Genomic DNA, 16,863 nt, shown 5'->3' on the forward strand with positions numbered 1-16,863 from the left:
GGCTTTCTTTGTCATACTTCGTAGTACCTAGTAACACGAAATGTGACTCGGCATGACTCGGTAAAATCAAGTATTACCAAGTAATACTCAGTAATATTAAGTATTACTTAGTATCACTTCGCAACATGCAATATCAGCTCCACGCCTCAATGTCGCCATCATCGATATCTTCCGCATCCGTTACCTCTTCCGACTCGGGAAGAGAATCGAGCTCGTCGCTGCCGGCCTCTTCTTCCTCCTCAATCGTCGCCGCCATCTGTTGTCGATCTGTCGTTATCTGACGATAAACTCCTGCTCCCAGCGGGTCCGAGGAGTCCTGCAAGCTAGTTCTCTCCATAGGAATATAAGCCTGTAAATTACGAACCCCGTTCAGCACGATCTCCTTCTCCACCAAATAGCGAAAGGAATCCATCAGATTCGACTGCGCATTCAGCCAGGCCATGACAAGCGGGTCCTCTGTCTTCTTCGTCTTAAGGCTGATATTGCCGCCGGGAAGCTTCATCTTCTTCATCTAAGTCACCTCGACCTATCCAGCTCGCTTATGCCGGCTGCTCCGCTTTACTCTTCAGCGCTTCATAGATTTTGCCCCGTACGAAAGCATCCAGCCCCGATGCGTTCAGCTCAACCGCGTAATCGGAAGGAATATAGAGCAGCTTGATCTCCCTTTCGTCGCAAGCCTCCTTCAGATACGGGTAGAGGACGGCGCGCATAAGAATGCTTCCGCCGCCGTATACACAGATGAGATCGATCTCATTGCGCGCTTTGGTCAGCTGCTTCTTCACATGCTGCACGATTTGCTTCACTTGGCTTTCCAGCGGCCTGCGTAACGTTTTGAGCGCCCGCGCATGGTATTTATGCTTCGGATTCTTGAGCACATCGCTGAAGAACTGCCTCGGACTATCCGGCAAATGAATGAGTCGATTAAACTCCTGCAGCGCCTCCTCTATGGCGTAACCGGCACCGTGATGACTGCCGTGAATGAATTGGCGCAGAAACTTATTGCCCTCCGTAATCGGATATTCCGTCGAGCCGTCGCCAATATCGACATGAAGGATCCGCTTATCTTTGAAATAGCTGCCGTTAAACTTCTTCTCGATGCCATAAGTCGCGGCAAAATCAGCAAAGATATCGCCTTCTCGCCAGTTCCCTGCCGCATCCTTCTGCAGCGTGAAGATAACAGGTGTCGCTTCGGGCACAACCTTCACGAATGGGAAGCTGATTTTGACGGCTACTCGCTGCACGCCCAGATGCACCGTCACATGATGCACGTCGGAAGTAAACCGTTTCTCAAACTTAGCTGAGGTCTCATCGGTATGCTGCGTTACAGGCAGTGCGGTCGCCATATCGACTTCCACATCGATTTGCGCCGGAATCTTCTTCTCGTCTTCGAAAGCCTTCTGCACGGCTAGCGCTGCGATCTGAGCCAGCGTATTAATGATCGGCAAATCCATATCGCTCTTCGAATCGATGCCAATCTGAATCGTATCAATAATCTCGCCGCTCTCCAGCGCAAACTTCCCGACATAGTACATCCCCGGCCTCGCGGCAGGCGAATCCACCGTGACTACCAGCTGATCCTGCAGGATTCGCACAAAACTCTCCGGTGCTTGCTCCTCGCTCCATGGAAGCTCGTCCACTCTGCAATTCACATTGGGCTGCTGAATCAATTTGCCGTCAATGATCAGATCATGCTCGCTGTTGCCGTTATCGTTGCCTACAAAGAAATGATAGTTCATTATCGATTTCCCCCTTAGGTGAATGCTGAAATGCATCCCTAGGTATTACTTTGACATACCAAGTATGAGTTAGCATCGAACCAGAGTCCCACCGAACATTAGTCTTCTCTCATATGAATTTGTCGGAAATTCGGGGATTTCTATAACAAAAAGCGCCTCTCCATTTCTGGAGAGGCGCAATTGCATGCAACCAGCTTATTTCTGTGGAACCATGTTGTTGTAGATGCGTGTAGCGTTCACTTTGCCTGTGCTTACATCTTCGGATGTAAATCCGGATACGATATTACCGACTGTGAATTCTTTTGCAAGCAGATCTTCCGATGGTGCGGCAGCTGTCGGGCCATCAATGCCCATTTGCGTTTCCGGTGTTACCGTTACCCATAGGTCGCCAACCTTGAAGCTTTTGCCGTCTGCGCTAACTTCTGTAATCACGCCATCGATGTTAGCCATCATTTTGCCTGTAGTAGCCGGTTTTGTTGACTGACCTGCCTCACCTGTCTGTGGAGCCATGTTATTGTAGAGCACAGTTGCTTTCACTTTACCTGTGCTTACATCGTCCGATGTGAAGCCCGATACGATATTGCCGACTTTAAATTCTTTCGACAGCAGATCTTCAGACGGTGCAGTTGCCGTTGGTTCATTGCTGCCCCATTTCGTTTGATCCGTTACTTCAACCCACAGATCGCCTACTTTGAAGCTTTTGCCGTCTGCGCTCACTTCAGAGATCACGCCATCAATATTCACTCTTACTTTACCCATGATTGGCGGCTTCGCTGTATCTACGATTGCAGTCTGAGGAGGAGTAGTAGGTGTCGCATCATTGTTCAATGTGAAGATACTAACCGCCAACACCGCACATGCTGCAATTCCAACTGTCCAACCTGTTACTTTTTTCGTCATTACTTTTTCCATTTTCACTCGCCCCTTTGGGTTAATTGTATTGGTTTGTTCCTTGTCCATTTGCTGCATTTCCTGCATCAACTTCTTATATGTTGCTTCTTTGAAATCCTCGCTTGTTTTCACGTGGGACATCGCAGACTTATAAACAGATTTCTTCACGCTCGAGACCTCCAATCTTCTCTTTTAAGATTAAGCGTCCTCTTGCAAGCCAGGTTCCGACCGTCGCCGGTTTAGCCTGCATTATTTCTGCGATTTCCTGAATGGAATAGCCCTCGTAATAGTGCAGATGAATCGGAATGCGGTACTTCTTGTCCAAAGCCAGAACTGCCATCAGAACGTCGTTTTCTTCCTTCGGGAGGTAGCTTAGGTCTTCTGGGACGGGATTCCTGTTTCTAAACCACCCTGCTTTAAGCATGTTCTTGCTTTTATTAATGGTTGTTCGAATCAGCCACGCCTTCTCATGTTCACTGGATACAAATACAGGGCGCTTCTGCAAATAGGTGAGAAACACCTCCTGCGTCACTTCTTCTGCATCTGCTATATTTTTCAAGTAGGCAAAAGCAATTTTGATCATGCTTTGCGAATATAGATCCAAGGCCTGTCGCACAGATTCATTGAGCTCATATGAATCGTACACCTCAGCACCTCCTTTCACTAGTAATACAACTGAGCACGCCCGTATTTTTCATTAGCGCGAATTTTTTTTTAGCATGCGGTTATTTGGGTGAAATCATGTCTGATACGCAAACAAAAAAGGGTACCCGAATAGGTACCCTCAGGTTGCCCGAGAAAGTCCCGACAGCTACTTTATTGTCTATGCTTCATGGACAAAACTTTAACGGTTGTCAGCGTGGCTATTTGATAAATATACGCCTTTTTGAAATCCTAACGGTTGTGACAGACGTTATTTGCAGCAAAATGCCCGATACCCCATGGAAATCATTGAAATAAGCTCTCTGGCAACCGTTAGCCGCTAAAAAGCGGCTATTTAGGCCTAATAACCGCTGTCACAACCGTTAGAATCGGAATACGACAAAGCATGCACCAGTGCCGTGCCGGAACCTAAAAAACCGATGTTATATCAAATGTGGTTCCCCCTATTAACAGCAAAAAAGGCACCCTAATGGGTACCCTCCCTTTGCTTGTCATCTTATAACAGTACGATCTGCGGAGCTCGATTACTGAACTGCACAACTTCATGAATATTATAAGACTTCAATAATGCGATTGCCTCGCCGAAGCCTTGCTCAATACTGCTGAGTCGATGTGCGTCGGACCCCAGTGAGAATAATTTACCGCCAAGATCCAAGTACATCTCGATTAAGTACGTATGCGGATGAATCCATCCTTGCCGGAACAGCCCGGTCGTATTCAGCTCGAGCACTTTCTCCTTGCGAATCATCGTTGTCAATATATCGTATAGAATCGAGCTGCAGCGCTCGTAATCCGCACGGCTTACCATGGACTTCGTATAACGAGCAACGTAATCGAGATGGGCAACCACATCGTAATTATCCATCCGATCGACGGCATCGCGTACATGGGTGAAATAATTGGCCAGGAGCACATCCATCGGCTGATTGTGGAAGGCCTCCTCGGCAAAGTCGAGGACACCGTTATTATGAGCGGAAAGCAGCACCAAATCGAACGAGTAGCTCTCCACATAACGGTTGATTGCCTCGTGATAGTCTTTGCGATAGCCGACCTCGATACCCTTTCGAATCTCAATATCGTACTTCTGACGTAATGCATCAACCTCACGTTCATAATTGTCCATATCAATCAGAACGTCTTTCTTGAAATACTTGCAGTCATAATCAAAATGATCCGTCGTCACAACGGCTTGTTTGCCGAGCTTCACCGCGTTAGCAACAATATGCTCCAACGTTTCTTCGGAATCGGGCGAATAATAGGAATGCACGTGCTGATCCACTATGGTTTGAGGTACTTGCATGAACGTTAACCTTCCTTCTTGATGATAGCCGCGAAATTATGCAATGACCCAGCCTACGTTTTCTTGGGCAAGCTTATCCTTCCATTCTTGAGGCGAATCTTCATTGCATATTACATAATCGATATCGTTATATTCTGCGTATCTGTACATGGATTTTACGTTGATCTTCGAATGATCAATGACGACATGCACTTTATTGGAGCGTTGGAGCATTTTTTTCAGAAAATTGCCTTCATCAATGTCATAGGTCGTAATGCCATCTGTAATTGAATAACCATTCGCCCCTATGAAGGCTTTGTCGATGTGGAACTTCTCCAGCAGCTCGATTGTCATCGAGCCCGAAGCAAACATTTGATCCGTGTCGATTTCACCGCCTAGAAAAATAAGCTTACCCGTGAAGTACCCGGATTTCTTGCGCTCGATAAGACTATTCAATACCTGAATACATCCGGTGATGATTGTCAGGTTCTTTTTATTAAATAAGTGGTTGGCGATTTGAATGGTCGTCGTACCTACGCCAAGTGCAATCACATCATAATCTTGGATCAATTCAACCGCTTTCACGCCAACCCGCTGTTTCTCTTGAATATAGATCGAGTTGCGATGGCTGTAAGGCGCTTCATAAAGCGTGAAGTTAGGCTTGATGCCGCCCCCGTGTACGATAACCAGCTTATTCTCTCGACTTAACGCATCCAGATCACGACGAATGGTCACCTTGGACACGTTCAATTGATCGGCGAGTTCGTTAACCGTTACTCTGCCCTTCGCATTCAATTCCGCTACGATCATGCTCATTCTTTCAACCTGCAGCACAAGGCTCACCTACTCCATTCCTATAATCAACCCGAAACACAGCCGATCTGCATTTCGGGTTGATCTACAGATCTTGCGACTATTCTAAGTAAATAGGATTGGTAAACGCGAATTTACCATACTTATCATAACATTCGATACGAATAAATTTCTCGTCTCCGCGTAACTTTTTGCGAAGTGATGTTAGATTATCGCCCAATTCGATTTGATACTGACGGAGATCACCATTCATATAGATGCGCTCTACCGGTGAACACTCGAAAATCACTTCGCCGTCTTCGATGCGGAAATCATAGATTTCCGGGCCTGTTGAGGAATAGAAGCTGCCTTCGACCAAGGCTTGGACAACGGAATTGCGTGTCAGTTCAGCCGCTTTGACCACGACCCAACCCCCGAAGGAATCGCAATACTTGGAGTCAAGCGGATAACGGTTGTGGTTATCGTCAGTCGCGGTGCCCCACAGCTTCTTGCCTTTACGCAGCAGCGTCTCCCACATCACGCGGGAATTACCCATGTTCTCCATCCACTCCGAGCAGTGATTGTAGACTTCAAGCGCGAACAGGTTCTCCAGCGCATAAACGTCTTCCCACTCCACCGTCGACCAATGCGGATGGTTGAACATCACAATGTTGCCTCGTGCTACCATATCATCAATGAACTCCTGTGCGGTTTCGAAGCTTACAAAATCCGGCCAACGGATCGGCTCCATATGCTTAAACTGCTCTTTGGTCGCTGCAGCCATGTGCATATCCGTCCCCATAATGACATGGAGGTGGAAAATGCGGACATCGCCTGCCGGCATCGTAATTCCGACTTCACTCGATGGCAATGTGATGAAATTCGGTTCATTCTCGTTCTCGAAGTTGGAGAAGAAATCATGCTCCGAATGCGCGAAGAAATGATAACCCTTCTCCTTATAAGCTGCGCGCAGTTGATCTGTCGTAAGCGCCCCATCAGATAGTGTGGAATGTCCGTGCAAGTTGCCTTTATACCAGCTTCCGCCGTTCATGAAAATGCTCTTGGTTACCATGATTATTCATGCTCCTCTCTTATTTCCCTTAATTATTCTCGTCGATAATCTGCTGCGCAGCTTGTGCGGCATGATGCACAACTTCCTTCGGATCCTTGGACGTATCAATCAAGGCGCCTTTCAGATCCTCAATAATAGCAGTGTACATGGCTTTCCAATTTTTCTGCCAAGGGCGGCTGTGCGCGAATTGCAATTGGTCAATCGCCACTTGGTATTGCGGCTTTTCTTGCAGCCATTGCTTCATTTCCGGTGTTTCAAGCGAAGACTTCGTTGTTGGCAGGTAACCTGTCGTTTGGAAGAATTCCGTTACATTGTCGTCCTGCGCCAAGAAATCGAGGAACTTGCCTGCCGCTTTCTTCTGCTCTTCCGTCGCTTTGTCGAGAACGATCAAATTCGCTCCTCCGGTTACGACCACATTCTTACCGCCTTCTTGCGGCTGGAACGCTACCGCAACGTTGAACTTGGCATTCTTAATCAGCTCTCCCATGGACCCGATTGAATCCAAGTCCATCGCTACCTTACCGTCAAAGAAGTTTTGTTTGATGAGATCGGATTGATTGTCTTGTGCACTGTAGGCGTTGAGCATCGTTTTATCATTAACCATATCTTGGAACAGCTTGATGATTCCGGTTCCCTTCTCGTTATCAAACACGACCTGCGATCCGTCCTTGTTGACCATCTCGCCGCCGTAGGAATACACCGCAGACTCCCAGTACCATGCATCGGTATCCCAATACCCGGAGAAGCCATATACGCCTTTAGCCGGATCGCTCAGTTTTTTGGCGTACTCTTGAAGTTCCGTCCATGTTTTGGGCCCTTTCGGATCCAGTCCGGCCGCCTTCAGCAAGTCAGCGTTCATATACAAAATCGGTGTACTGCGGTTCATTGGTGCTGCTTTGAACACGCCATCTACATAGCTGGAGCGAGTCAAACCTTCGTTATAGTTCGCAATTGTATCTGCGGACATATATTTGCCTAAATCGGCTGCAATCGGATTGTAACGAGCCAGGAAGGACTCTTCGATTTGAACGATAACCGGTGTATTCTTAGCGACGAGTGCAGCTTCCAGCTTCTCAGCTACGCCGTCATAGCCGCCTTGACCCGACATGACGATTTCAATATCCGGGTTTTGTTCATTGAATTTTATAATTTCATCTGCAATTAGCTTACCGTTGCCGTTGGTAGGATCCCAGATCGACCAGAAGTCGACCTTCACTTTCTCCCCAGCTGGTGCGGTTCCATTCGTATTGGCATCGGTGCTTGCTTGTGTATTATTGTTCGTTTCGTTCGTTGTGCTTGCAGAGCAGCCGGTTACCGTGATTGTCGTTGCCAAGATCCCCATCATTGCAGCATGTTTCGCATTCCATTTCATTTGTCTCTAGCCTCCACTCGATTTTTATATTAAGGGTTACTTAATACCGTATACAAATGCACTCTTAATGAAGCGGTTCGCCGCAAGATAGAGAACCAGAACCGGGATGATCAACATCATGTTGCCTGCCATGACTTCATTCCAATGCGTTACGCCGCGTGTATCGGCAACCAAACTTTTGACCGTCATCGGCAATGTTCGCACCGCTTCCGAATTGGTTAAGACGAGCGGCCAGAAGTAGTCATTCCATTTGCCGATACAGGTAAACAACAAGGTAGTCAACAGGAAGGGCTTCGAGATTGGCACCATGAGCCCGGTAATGATTTGCAGCTCCGATGCTTGATCGAGCTTAGCGGCATCCAGTAATTCTTCAGGAATCTGCTTGAACGCCTGAGTCAGGAAGAAGATGGTGAAGGATGAGAAGACAAACGGAATAATTAAGCCCCAGTAGGTATCGAGCCAGTTCAAGTCACTGATCAGCACGTACATCGGGACGAAGCTCACTTGGGTGGGCAGTACCAGGTCGACCAACACCAGCGCGAAGAGAATACCGGAGAACCTGAACTTCTTCTTGGCAAAAGCATAGGCAGCCGGCACGCAGACGAGCAATTGTCCGAATGCAACAGAGAGCGTGATAATGACCGAGTTCGTCGCGTAATGGAAGAAGTTAATATGTACCCATGCCGTCTTATAGTTGATGAATTGCGGGACGTTCGGAATCAAATCCGGTGGGAATTGAATGGATTCCACATACGTTTTCAGGGACGTACTCACGACCCAAGCGAACGGAAACGCAAACATCAGGACTAATGCAAGGAGCAGGAGGATACGCATGACTTTGGCCGTATATCTCATCGTTCTATAATCCTCCTCTACTGATAGTGAACTTTCTTAGCGAAATAGTAATAGTTAGCCACAGCGATGATGCTTACCAGCAACATGAATAGGACCGAACCTGCGCTTGCTTTGCCGATATTGAACTGGAGGAAACCAATTTGATAAATCCAATATACGACCAAATTCGTTGAGTTCTCCGGACCGCCCTTGGTCATCAAGCTCACGATATCGAAGGAACTGAAGGAAGCGATCGTCGCTGTAATGAACATGAAGAACAACGTTGGCGACAGCAGCGGAAGGGTAATGCGGAACAACCTCGTCCATCTGCCCGCATTGTCCAGCTTAGCGGCTTCATAGATATAGCCGGGTATGGACTGCAGGCCGGCGATTACGATCATCACGCTGTAACCGAGCGCTTTCCAAATGGAGACGATGATGATAGACATCAGCGCCGTATCCGCACTCATCATCCACTTCAGCGTCGGCAACCCCAGCTCATGCAGCACATAGTTGAGAATCCCTCTGCCCGGATCCATCAGCCACATCCACATCACGGTGATGGAAACGCTCGAAAGAATATGCGGCGTAAAGATGATGCTCTGCACAAAATTGTCGACCCACTTGTTCTCCTGAAAGAAAATCCCCAGCAGGAAGGCAAGTACAATACCGATGACGACGGTAAAAAAGCTGTAATAAAGCGTGTTTCTCAGCACCTTCCAGAACACGGGGTCGTGAAAAATGTTGATGTAATTTTTAAATCCGACAAAGCTTTTGGTTCCTAACACGGTATCCCAAGTGAGGAAGCTGACTTTAATCGCGAAGAAGGCCGGATATAAGGAAAATACGCATACGAGAATGACAGCCGGTGCAATAAGGACATAGGGGTTACGAAAGATTTTATTAACCATAGACATTGCCCACCAAATGATGATTAGTCATGGTGATGCCATCCATCGCCTTAACTGTGTTCAACACGGAATCAATGAGCATTTCATCTGCTGTTCGCTGCTCATTGCTATCGAAGAAGTACAGATCCTGTTCGGATATGTAGAGCTGGACGGCTTCGTCGACGCTCAAGTCCGCCTCTGTTTTCATAATGATCGTGCCAAGACTGGTTGCAACGTGATACAAGTGATCCATCCCCAGCATTTCTTTGGTCATGACCACCCCAGCAACCTTTGCACCTCGAAAATCCGCCTGCATCGTTAACTTCACTTTCTGAGGGCGAAAACCAACTGTACCGATTCCAGGCAATTGAAATGTATTCATGCCCGGATCGCCGATAAATGTTGCAACGAACAGGTTGGCCGGATTCTCGTACACTTCCTTAGGTGTTCCCTGCTGCATAATGCGGCCGTGATTGAAAATCACAATATCCGTCGCCATCGTCATTGCTTCGATTTGATCATGCGTAACAAAGACGAACGTTGATTTCAAACTACGGTGCAGCTCGATGAGCTCACTGCGCATTTGATTGCGCAGCTTGGCGTCCAAATTGGATAACGGCTCGTCCATCAGAAACACTTCGGGCTTCTTCGAGATTGCCCTCGCCAGCGCAATTCGCTGTCTCTGCCCTCCTGATAAGGTTGAAGGCTTCGCATTCACATACTCCTGCAGCCCAACCATGCCTACCACTTGCTTAATACGCTTCTCGATCTCATCCTTGAGATATTTCATATTTTTCAAACCGAATTCGATATTTCTGCGCACCGTCATATGAGGGTAGATCGCGTAGTTTTGAAAAACCATGGCGATGCCTCGTTCCCCCGGCTCTTTCTTGGTGACATTCTGATCGCCAATGTACAGCTGCCCGGCACTAACCTCTTCAAGTCCTGCAATCATGCGTAAAGCTGTCGTTTTACCGCAGCCGGAAGGACCTAACAACACCGTAAAAGAACGATCTTTAATTTCAAGATTCAAATCCTCGATCACGGTTTTTCCATTTGAATATGTTTTTGCGATGTCTTTCAAGTGAATTGCAGCCACAGCTCTCATTCCCTCCTATTCCCAAGCACACCTTATCTTTACAACCTGTTCTACACTTCAAATGATAACCATGCTGTGTAAAATGGAGATCAATTGCGAATGAATATATTGTTAATTTTACTTTTAGCAACCTTTTTTGTTCTTTTGTGTTTCTTTTGGCTATGCAAGAAATAAAAAAAGAGGCAAATACCTCATCTGCATGCAGAGTGGGGCATTTGCCTCTTGGCGTTTTGCTAATATTGAACGACGATCCTTCACCGATCTTCACTACTGTTCTTAACCTCTACTCATCGTATCGGCAGCTTAATCTCAATTAAGGTCCCTTCATTGCCCTTGCTCTGATAGGCAATACTGCCATGATGTTGTTTAATAATGCGATGACTGACCATAAGTCCGAGACCTGTTCCCTTCTCCTTCAAGCTGTAGAAAGGCTGTCCCAACTGAGGCAATAGCTCCTCGGGAATCCCGCAGCCATGATCTTTGATCGAAATAATGTATGCTTCTGTGGCTTCTACCCGTAAGCTGATGTGAATCTCTCCGCCGCCCGGCATAGACTCTATGGCGTTCTTTAATATATTGAGAAACACCTGCTTCAGCTGATTCTTCTCACATGTAATAGGGAATTGGGCTCCTGCGAACCCATGGATAAACTCGATATTATTCAGAAGAGCCTGCGGCGACAGAAATTCGACCGTGTTCTCGAGCAGCTCTTTGAGATCCGTATCGGTCAGCTGAATGGATTGAGGTTTGGCGAGCGACAGAAACTCATTCGTAATCATTTCGATCCGCTCAAGCTCACTCAGGAGCAAGTCGCTATTCCTCATTGAAGGATTCTCCCTCCTGTATAGTTGAAGGAACCCTTTCATGGTTGTCAGCGGATTGCGAATTTCATGAGCTACGCCGGCTGCCAATTTCCCGACAACGGACAGCTTCTCCGATTGCAGCAGAAACTCCTCGGCTTTCTTCCGTTCCGTAATATCTCGGCTAATAATGACGACGTGATCAATACTCCCCGCCGCTCCCACAACGGGTCTGCAGCGAGACTCAAATTCGACCCATCGACCTTCCTTGTGCCTCAGCCGGAATTCCATGGCGTGTGATTCACTATCTGCAAACATCTTCTTGATCGCGCTTCGGAACATCACCACATCGTCCTCATGAACGAACGAACACAATTCGACCCCTTCTAATTCAGAACGGGTGTACCCCAATATGTGCTCATGGGATGGCGAGAAATAACTAACGGAATAGTCCTTATCCATTAGCGCAATGAGGTCCGAGGTGTTCTCCGCAATGAGCCGGTATTGGGATTCACTGACTTCCAGCGTCTTCTCCATGTAGTTCTTCTCTGCGATAATTCGACGGAGTCTCTCATTGGATTCAATAAGCAGCCCGCCGATGAAGACGCCTAACAGGACAAATAACAAATATTGCAGGTGAAAGAGCGGCCAAGCTATGAGAATTTGAAAAGTAAACACGGTGCACAAATAACCAACGATGTAGCCGCAGGATAGTACCGCACTTTTCTTAATTGGTGTAAGCCGGGGGATGTACCTATATAATCCGGTGAGAATCGCGATGTTTATGACCCAGCCTACTATGGCCGGCAGCCAATTGCCGCCGGATAGCAGTCTGGTAATCAAGGAAAAAGAGCCTGCAATGATACCGGGTACAGGCCCAAGATAGGCATATACCAGAATGACAGGCGCATATCGAATGTCGTAGGAATACCCTTGTTGTTTGACGGAGAGGATGACGAGAATAACGGAAACAAGCCCCGCATAAACGCCGACCCACAGACGCATCTGTTTCAGGGATGGACGAATAATGAACGAACGGATGACCAAGGGAGTACTAACCATAAGCGAGAAAATGGAGAGATTAACAAAGTAATCGAATACGATCAATTCGCACCACCCTTATGAAGTCACTGATGTCCATGACATGAAGGCTGCTCGCTCTAGAACTCTCGTAGTATAAGACCACCTAATTATTGGAATAGGTGCACTCTTCGAAGTATAAACAACTTCAAAAACAGAAGCAACACCTTAAATTAAGGCTGGGAATGGGCAGCTCGCCAAGCATCAAGCTGCCTTTGCACTTCAATCCGCACCTCATTAATCCCTGCTTGCCGAAGCTCCTGATTGAACTTTGGCAGCACGGCATCCACGTCTACGCTGCCGGTCATCAAACTTGGGAAGTACTTCTCCCAGACCATCTGAATGTTCTGCACTTGAATCGGCACTCGGGACAAGTCGGGCGTAAATCCGAGCGTACTCGAATTAACGGCCTCCCGGTTGCCGGCGCGGAACTGATTCCATTTGTCCAAGGGATCCGGATATTCGCCGCCCATCGTTTTCAAGATAAACCAGTTGCCTTGCGTGTACTGCACGCCTCCATAGCTTGGCTGCGCGCCTTGGATCGGATGACCGTCGCTGTCTTCGGGAGGTTTAGGTACCACCTGACCGTTACGATCGAGCGTGTAGTGCACGCCTTCAATGCCGAAATTAAAGAGGTTACGCACCTCAGGGTCAGTGTTCAGCAGATTGAGAAACTTTACGCTCTCTACGGGATGCTTCGTATCCACGCTGACAGCCATTACCCCGCCGCGCATGGATTCCGTTGTAATCAGTGCCGGTGTTACCGGGTAAGCCACAAGTTTATAGCCGCGATCCTTGCTCCAGCTATTCTCCGACAGCGGTCCGCCTCCGGCAGCTTTCCAGAACACCTTCACGCCCCGCTTCAGGCCTTGGCTTTCGCGCATAGCCGCATCTTCGTTAATATATCCCTTCTCGTAGTAATCCCGAAGAATATCCAGCACGTTCCGGCCTTCCTTCGTTTCGAATATATTCACTACCCGAGAGCTGGGATCCAGCACGCGCACCATCAGCGGAAGCCCCTTCTCCGATACATATTCGTAACCGTCCAGCGCGAAGAAATTCTGGGAGTCCTTGTCGAGCTCCATCGGCTGATAATCGGGTTCCTTCTCCTTGATCATCTGCAGCAGCGGTTTAAGGGAAGCAAGCGTCGTGTACTTCGAAATATCAATATGGTACTTCTTCACCAACTCTTCCGGATACATCCACTGGTCGCGCACCGCCAATTCCTTATTGGTCGGCACACCGTAGATGCTGCCATCATCCATCCGCACGCCTTGCCAGAACTTCGGATCGATGGCATCATACATATCCTTACCCACATTGGATAAATAATCATTCAGCTTCAGCCAGGCGCCTCGTTGCGCATAGGTCGTGTATTCCGGTGCAAAAGCGATATCAAACGGCGTACCCGCAGATACGAGGGTATTCAGCCGATCTTCATACTCCTGCCAGCCCACTTTAATATAAGTGATCGTGACGCCGATTTTCTTGGCCAGCACCTCATTGATCTTCTCATTGACCATCTGCAGGTCTGCATCGGGATCCCCAATCGTGTAATAGATCAAGTTCACCGTATTACCGGGAATTGCGGTATTCTTGCCATTACCGGATGAGGAGAAGCAGCCGGATACAAGCAGCGTCAGCATCAGGACGAGCATGATGGTTGCAACGAGGCGCCTTGGATTCCGTTGTTGTCGTTGCATGACGGTCCTATTCCTTTCTCCGTAAGTCCGAGGGTGATTTGTCGAAATAAGCGTGAAAATGAGAGTAGAAGTAGTTCAGGTTCGGATATCCGACAGAAAGCGCGATACTGACAATTTTCTCGTCCGTAGTCTGAATGCGCTCCTGGGCACGAAGCATCCGATAGGCCATGAGATACTCCGAAAACTTCTTCTGCGTCTCCTTAAGAAACAGCTGCCCGAGATACGTTCCATTCATGCGAAACCGTTCTGCAACCGATTTCAAATTTAGGTTCTGCGCATATTCCGCTTTGACAATCAGCAGAATGCGATTGGTCAGCTTGGACAAACTATCATAGCGAACGCCGAGCACCGGGTCGATGTCCAGATCATCGCGATCCGAGCCTTCAATTGTGCCGTGCAGATCTTCTACAATAATCTTCTCGACCAATTGCTGCAGCTTCGTACGGTCGACGGGTTTGAGCAGATAATCCTTGGCGCCGCAGCGAATGGCCTCCAGTGCGTACTGGAATTCGCCATAGCCGCTCATCATTATATATTTGGAAGGAAGACGCAGTTCATTCAGCTTTTGAATAGCATCATAACCACGTTGTTTGCCTATGCATACATCGAAAATAGCCAAATCGGGCAGAAACTCCACTGCCTTCGAGATTGCACCTTCATATGTTTCGCTGGTCTCGATTTGGCCAAAGCCGTACTTCTCCCAATCCAGCGTGCGTTTCACGCCTTCCAGAATCTGCGGCTCATCATCTACGATCAGTAGCTTGTACATCGAAAGTAGCCTCCTTGGATAGGAATACACTTATTTTAACGCCAGCTTCCTCATTGTTGTCGATTGTCATCGAGAACCCGACTCCGTAGAAGAAGTGCAGTCTTGTATACACGTTACGTAACCCAATGTGATCCGTCTCGGCATCGTCACCTCTGGCAAGCTTGTTCCTGATTTCGGCCAGACGCTCCTCAGGGATCTTATTGCCATTATCCATGATCTCCAGCACGAAACGATCTTCTTCCTCCCAACCGTTAACGATGAGCAGATTGAACTCACTCTCAGGGTTAAAGCCATGGATGAAGAAGTTTTCGGCCAGCGGCTGCAGCCAGAATTTCACGGTAGGCAAGCATAGCAGCGGCGGTTCCACATTAAGCTGATAATAAAATCGTTCCGGATATTTAAATTCCATTATTTTCAGATACTTCTGAAGCAGGTTCAGCTCGCTGCCAAGCGGAATGATGTTCTCGTTCTTCACGATATCCCGGTACAGCGCCCCTAAAGTGGCGATCGCATCGGAAGTGTGGTCGGCATGATTCATTAGTGCAGAGGAACGGATAACCTCTAGCGTATTATATAAGAAATGCGGATTGATTTGATGCTGAAGCGCTTTCATTTCGGTTTCTTGTTGCTTAAGCTTGAGCAAATAATTCGTTTGAATATGTCGATCGAGCTGATGAATCATATCGTCCAGCTCACGCGCGATCATGCCGTATTCGTTCCTGCGATAGCGTGCCGGATTAACCAGTGTGAAATCAGCGGTCTTTGCTCGTCCGATGGAAAGAATAATCCGCCGCAGGAAGTTAGCGTCCTCGCGTAAATTGTAAACAATGAGCAGCAATACGCTGATCATCGCAACGAGCACGATGAGAAACACCATGAGCAGTACGCTTGCTTTCTGACGAATAAGCGGTGCCATGTCTACCATACTGACAAACCGATAATCGAACTCCGCGGAGTTGAATGACACAAAGTAAACCGCATCCGCAAATCCCGTCTTCAGAAAACCATGACTGCGCCCGTCCGCCATCACTCTGCGAACCAGCTCCTCTGTGTTTCGGCCGCTGCCGGCAATCTGGTATACTTCCCCGGAAGGACTGACTGCTGCTGCTTCGCTCAGATGATAATTCTGCACAGTCTTAAATATGCGGTCGCTGCTGACCAGGAAACGGAATTCGCCCAGCTGGCGAGCGATCTGATTCGGATCGGACAGCTTCTTATGGTAGACGAAACCTTTCTGAATCGTCTCGCGGAACATTTGATCCGAATTGGACAAACGGAATTGAAAACTCGTATTCCCATTACTATCGAAGCTCACTACATTACCTTCAAGTGAGGTGTGCAAACTAATTTGAGTGATGTCTCCCTTTCCCCCGTTGCTAAGAAAGGATTTAATGTCCTCGGGAAAGGAAACGAGCGGTCGATTATAATGGCTGTTCTGCAGCCTGCTCGTCAGATAACCTTCTGCGGTGTTTCCCAAGAAGCTGCGCACATCCGATACCAATCCGCTATTCGAATAGACACGCTGCATGAAGGCTTCGATTCGGTCGGCATCATATTGAAGGGTATTTTCCACCCGAGTGAATGCGCCATCGGCTTCATTACGAGCATTTCCCACCCACTGACTCAGCAGTACCGCGCAAGTGAGTGCGCCTATGGTCAGGCCGATGAACACCACAAATACCGCATATGCAATGAATTTGCCGCGATAGATCTTGATTTGCATAAATGAAAGCATGCGGCGTCTCCTTTGCAGTAAGCCTTTTGTCGTACCCACTCTCAACCTTATAACGTCGTTGCCTCCAAAAGCAATCAGGTATTTCGTGGCAGAAAACCCGAACGGCTATCTCCGTTCGGGTTTCTGTATGCCTTTTACTCGATTACTT

General features: G+C 47.9%; 15 protein-coding genes. All 15 read right to left on the minus strand.

Annotated features, from left to right (window positions below):
* Nucleotides 1-133 precede the first annotated feature (133 nt).
* Nucleotides 134-511: a hypothetical protein gene (locus tag AC0YN4_RS25330; protein ID WP_475837095.1), complete on the minus strand. Its 378-nt coding sequence runs from the start codon at nt 509-511 to the stop codon at nt 134-136.
* Nucleotides 512-539: 28 nt separating this feature from the next.
* The gene (locus AC0YN4_RS25335; RefSeq protein WP_475837096.1) at nt 540-1,736 is read right to left on the minus strand and encodes a ParM/StbA family protein; all 1,197 of its coding nucleotides are present in this window, start codon (nt 1,734-1,736) and stop codon (nt 540-542) included.
* Nucleotides 1,737-1,931: 195 nt separating this feature from the next.
* Nucleotides 1,932-2,795, minus strand: a complete 864-nt coding sequence (locus tag AC0YN4_RS25340; RefSeq protein ID WP_475837097.1) for a DUF5666 domain-containing protein — start codon at nt 2,793-2,795, stop codon at nt 1,932-1,934.
* Nucleotides 2,776-3,291, minus strand: coding sequence for an RNA polymerase sigma factor (locus AC0YN4_RS25345; protein ID WP_475837098.1), 516 nt, complete (start codon nt 3,289-3,291; stop codon nt 2,776-2,778). Before AC0YN4_RS25345 ends, AC0YN4_RS25340 begins: the two co-directional genes overlap by 20 nt.
* Nucleotides 3,292-3,786: 495 nt before the next feature.
* Nucleotides 3,787-4,590: a histidinol-phosphatase HisJ family protein gene (locus AC0YN4_RS25350; protein ID WP_475837099.1), complete on the minus strand. Its 804-nt coding sequence runs from the start codon at nt 4,588-4,590 to the stop codon at nt 3,787-3,789.
* Nucleotides 4,591-4,626: 36 nt separating this feature from the next.
* A complete protein-coding gene (locus tag AC0YN4_RS25355) occupies nt 4,627-5,403 on the minus strand; it encodes a DeoR/GlpR family DNA-binding transcription regulator (protein WP_475837100.1) in 777 nt (258 codons plus the stop codon).
* A 79-nt stretch (nt 5,404-5,482) separates the two neighbouring features.
* The gene (locus AC0YN4_RS25360; protein WP_475837101.1) at nt 5,483-6,433 is read right to left on the minus strand and encodes a CehA/McbA family metallohydrolase; all 951 of its coding nucleotides are present in this window, start codon (nt 6,431-6,433) and stop codon (nt 5,483-5,485) included.
* Nucleotides 6,434-6,461: 28 nt separating this feature from the next.
* On the minus strand, nt 6,462-7,805 hold the full coding sequence (locus AC0YN4_RS25365; protein WP_475837102.1) for an ABC transporter substrate-binding protein: 1,344 nt from the start codon (nt 7,803-7,805) through the stop codon (nt 6,462-6,464).
* A gap of 36 nt (nt 7,806-7,841) precedes the next feature.
* The gene (locus tag AC0YN4_RS25370; protein WP_475837103.1) at nt 7,842-8,660 is read right to left on the minus strand and encodes a carbohydrate ABC transporter permease; all 819 of its coding nucleotides are present in this window, start codon (nt 8,658-8,660) and stop codon (nt 7,842-7,844) included.
* Nucleotides 8,661-8,677: 17 nt separating this feature from the next.
* A complete protein-coding gene (locus tag AC0YN4_RS25375) occupies nt 8,678-9,550 on the minus strand; it encodes a carbohydrate ABC transporter permease (protein WP_475837104.1) in 873 nt (290 codons plus the stop codon).
* Nucleotides 9,543-10,628 carry an ABC transporter ATP-binding protein gene (locus AC0YN4_RS25380; RefSeq protein WP_475837105.1) on the minus strand — a complete coding sequence of 362 codons (1,086 nt, stop codon included), beginning with the start codon at nt 10,626-10,628 and terminating at the stop codon, nt 9,543-9,545. The genes AC0YN4_RS25375 and AC0YN4_RS25380 overlap by 8 nt, the downstream gene beginning before the upstream one ends.
* A gap of 287 nt (nt 10,629-10,915) precedes the next feature.
* Entirely contained in the window at nt 10,916-12,535 is a 1,620-nt protein-coding gene (locus AC0YN4_RS25385; protein ID WP_475783233.1) for an ATP-binding protein, read from the minus strand.
* Nucleotides 12,536-12,681: 146 nt separating this feature from the next.
* On the minus strand, nt 12,682-14,211 hold the full coding sequence (locus tag AC0YN4_RS25390; RefSeq protein WP_475783234.1) for an ABC transporter substrate-binding protein: 1,530 nt from the start codon (nt 14,209-14,211) through the stop codon (nt 12,682-12,684).
* A gap of 7 nt (nt 14,212-14,218) precedes the next feature.
* Nucleotides 14,219-14,980, minus strand: coding sequence for a response regulator transcription factor (locus AC0YN4_RS25395; protein ID WP_475837106.1), 762 nt, complete (start codon nt 14,978-14,980; stop codon nt 14,219-14,221).
* The gene (locus AC0YN4_RS25400) at nt 14,955-16,715 is read right to left on the minus strand and encodes a sensor histidine kinase (RefSeq protein WP_475837107.1); all 1,761 of its coding nucleotides are present in this window, start codon (nt 16,713-16,715) and stop codon (nt 14,955-14,957) included. The genes AC0YN4_RS25395 and AC0YN4_RS25400 overlap by 26 nt, the downstream gene beginning before the upstream one ends.
* Nucleotides 16,716-16,863 lie beyond the last annotated feature (148 nt).

This window comes from Paenibacillus sp. J22R3 (assembly GCF_056269305.1).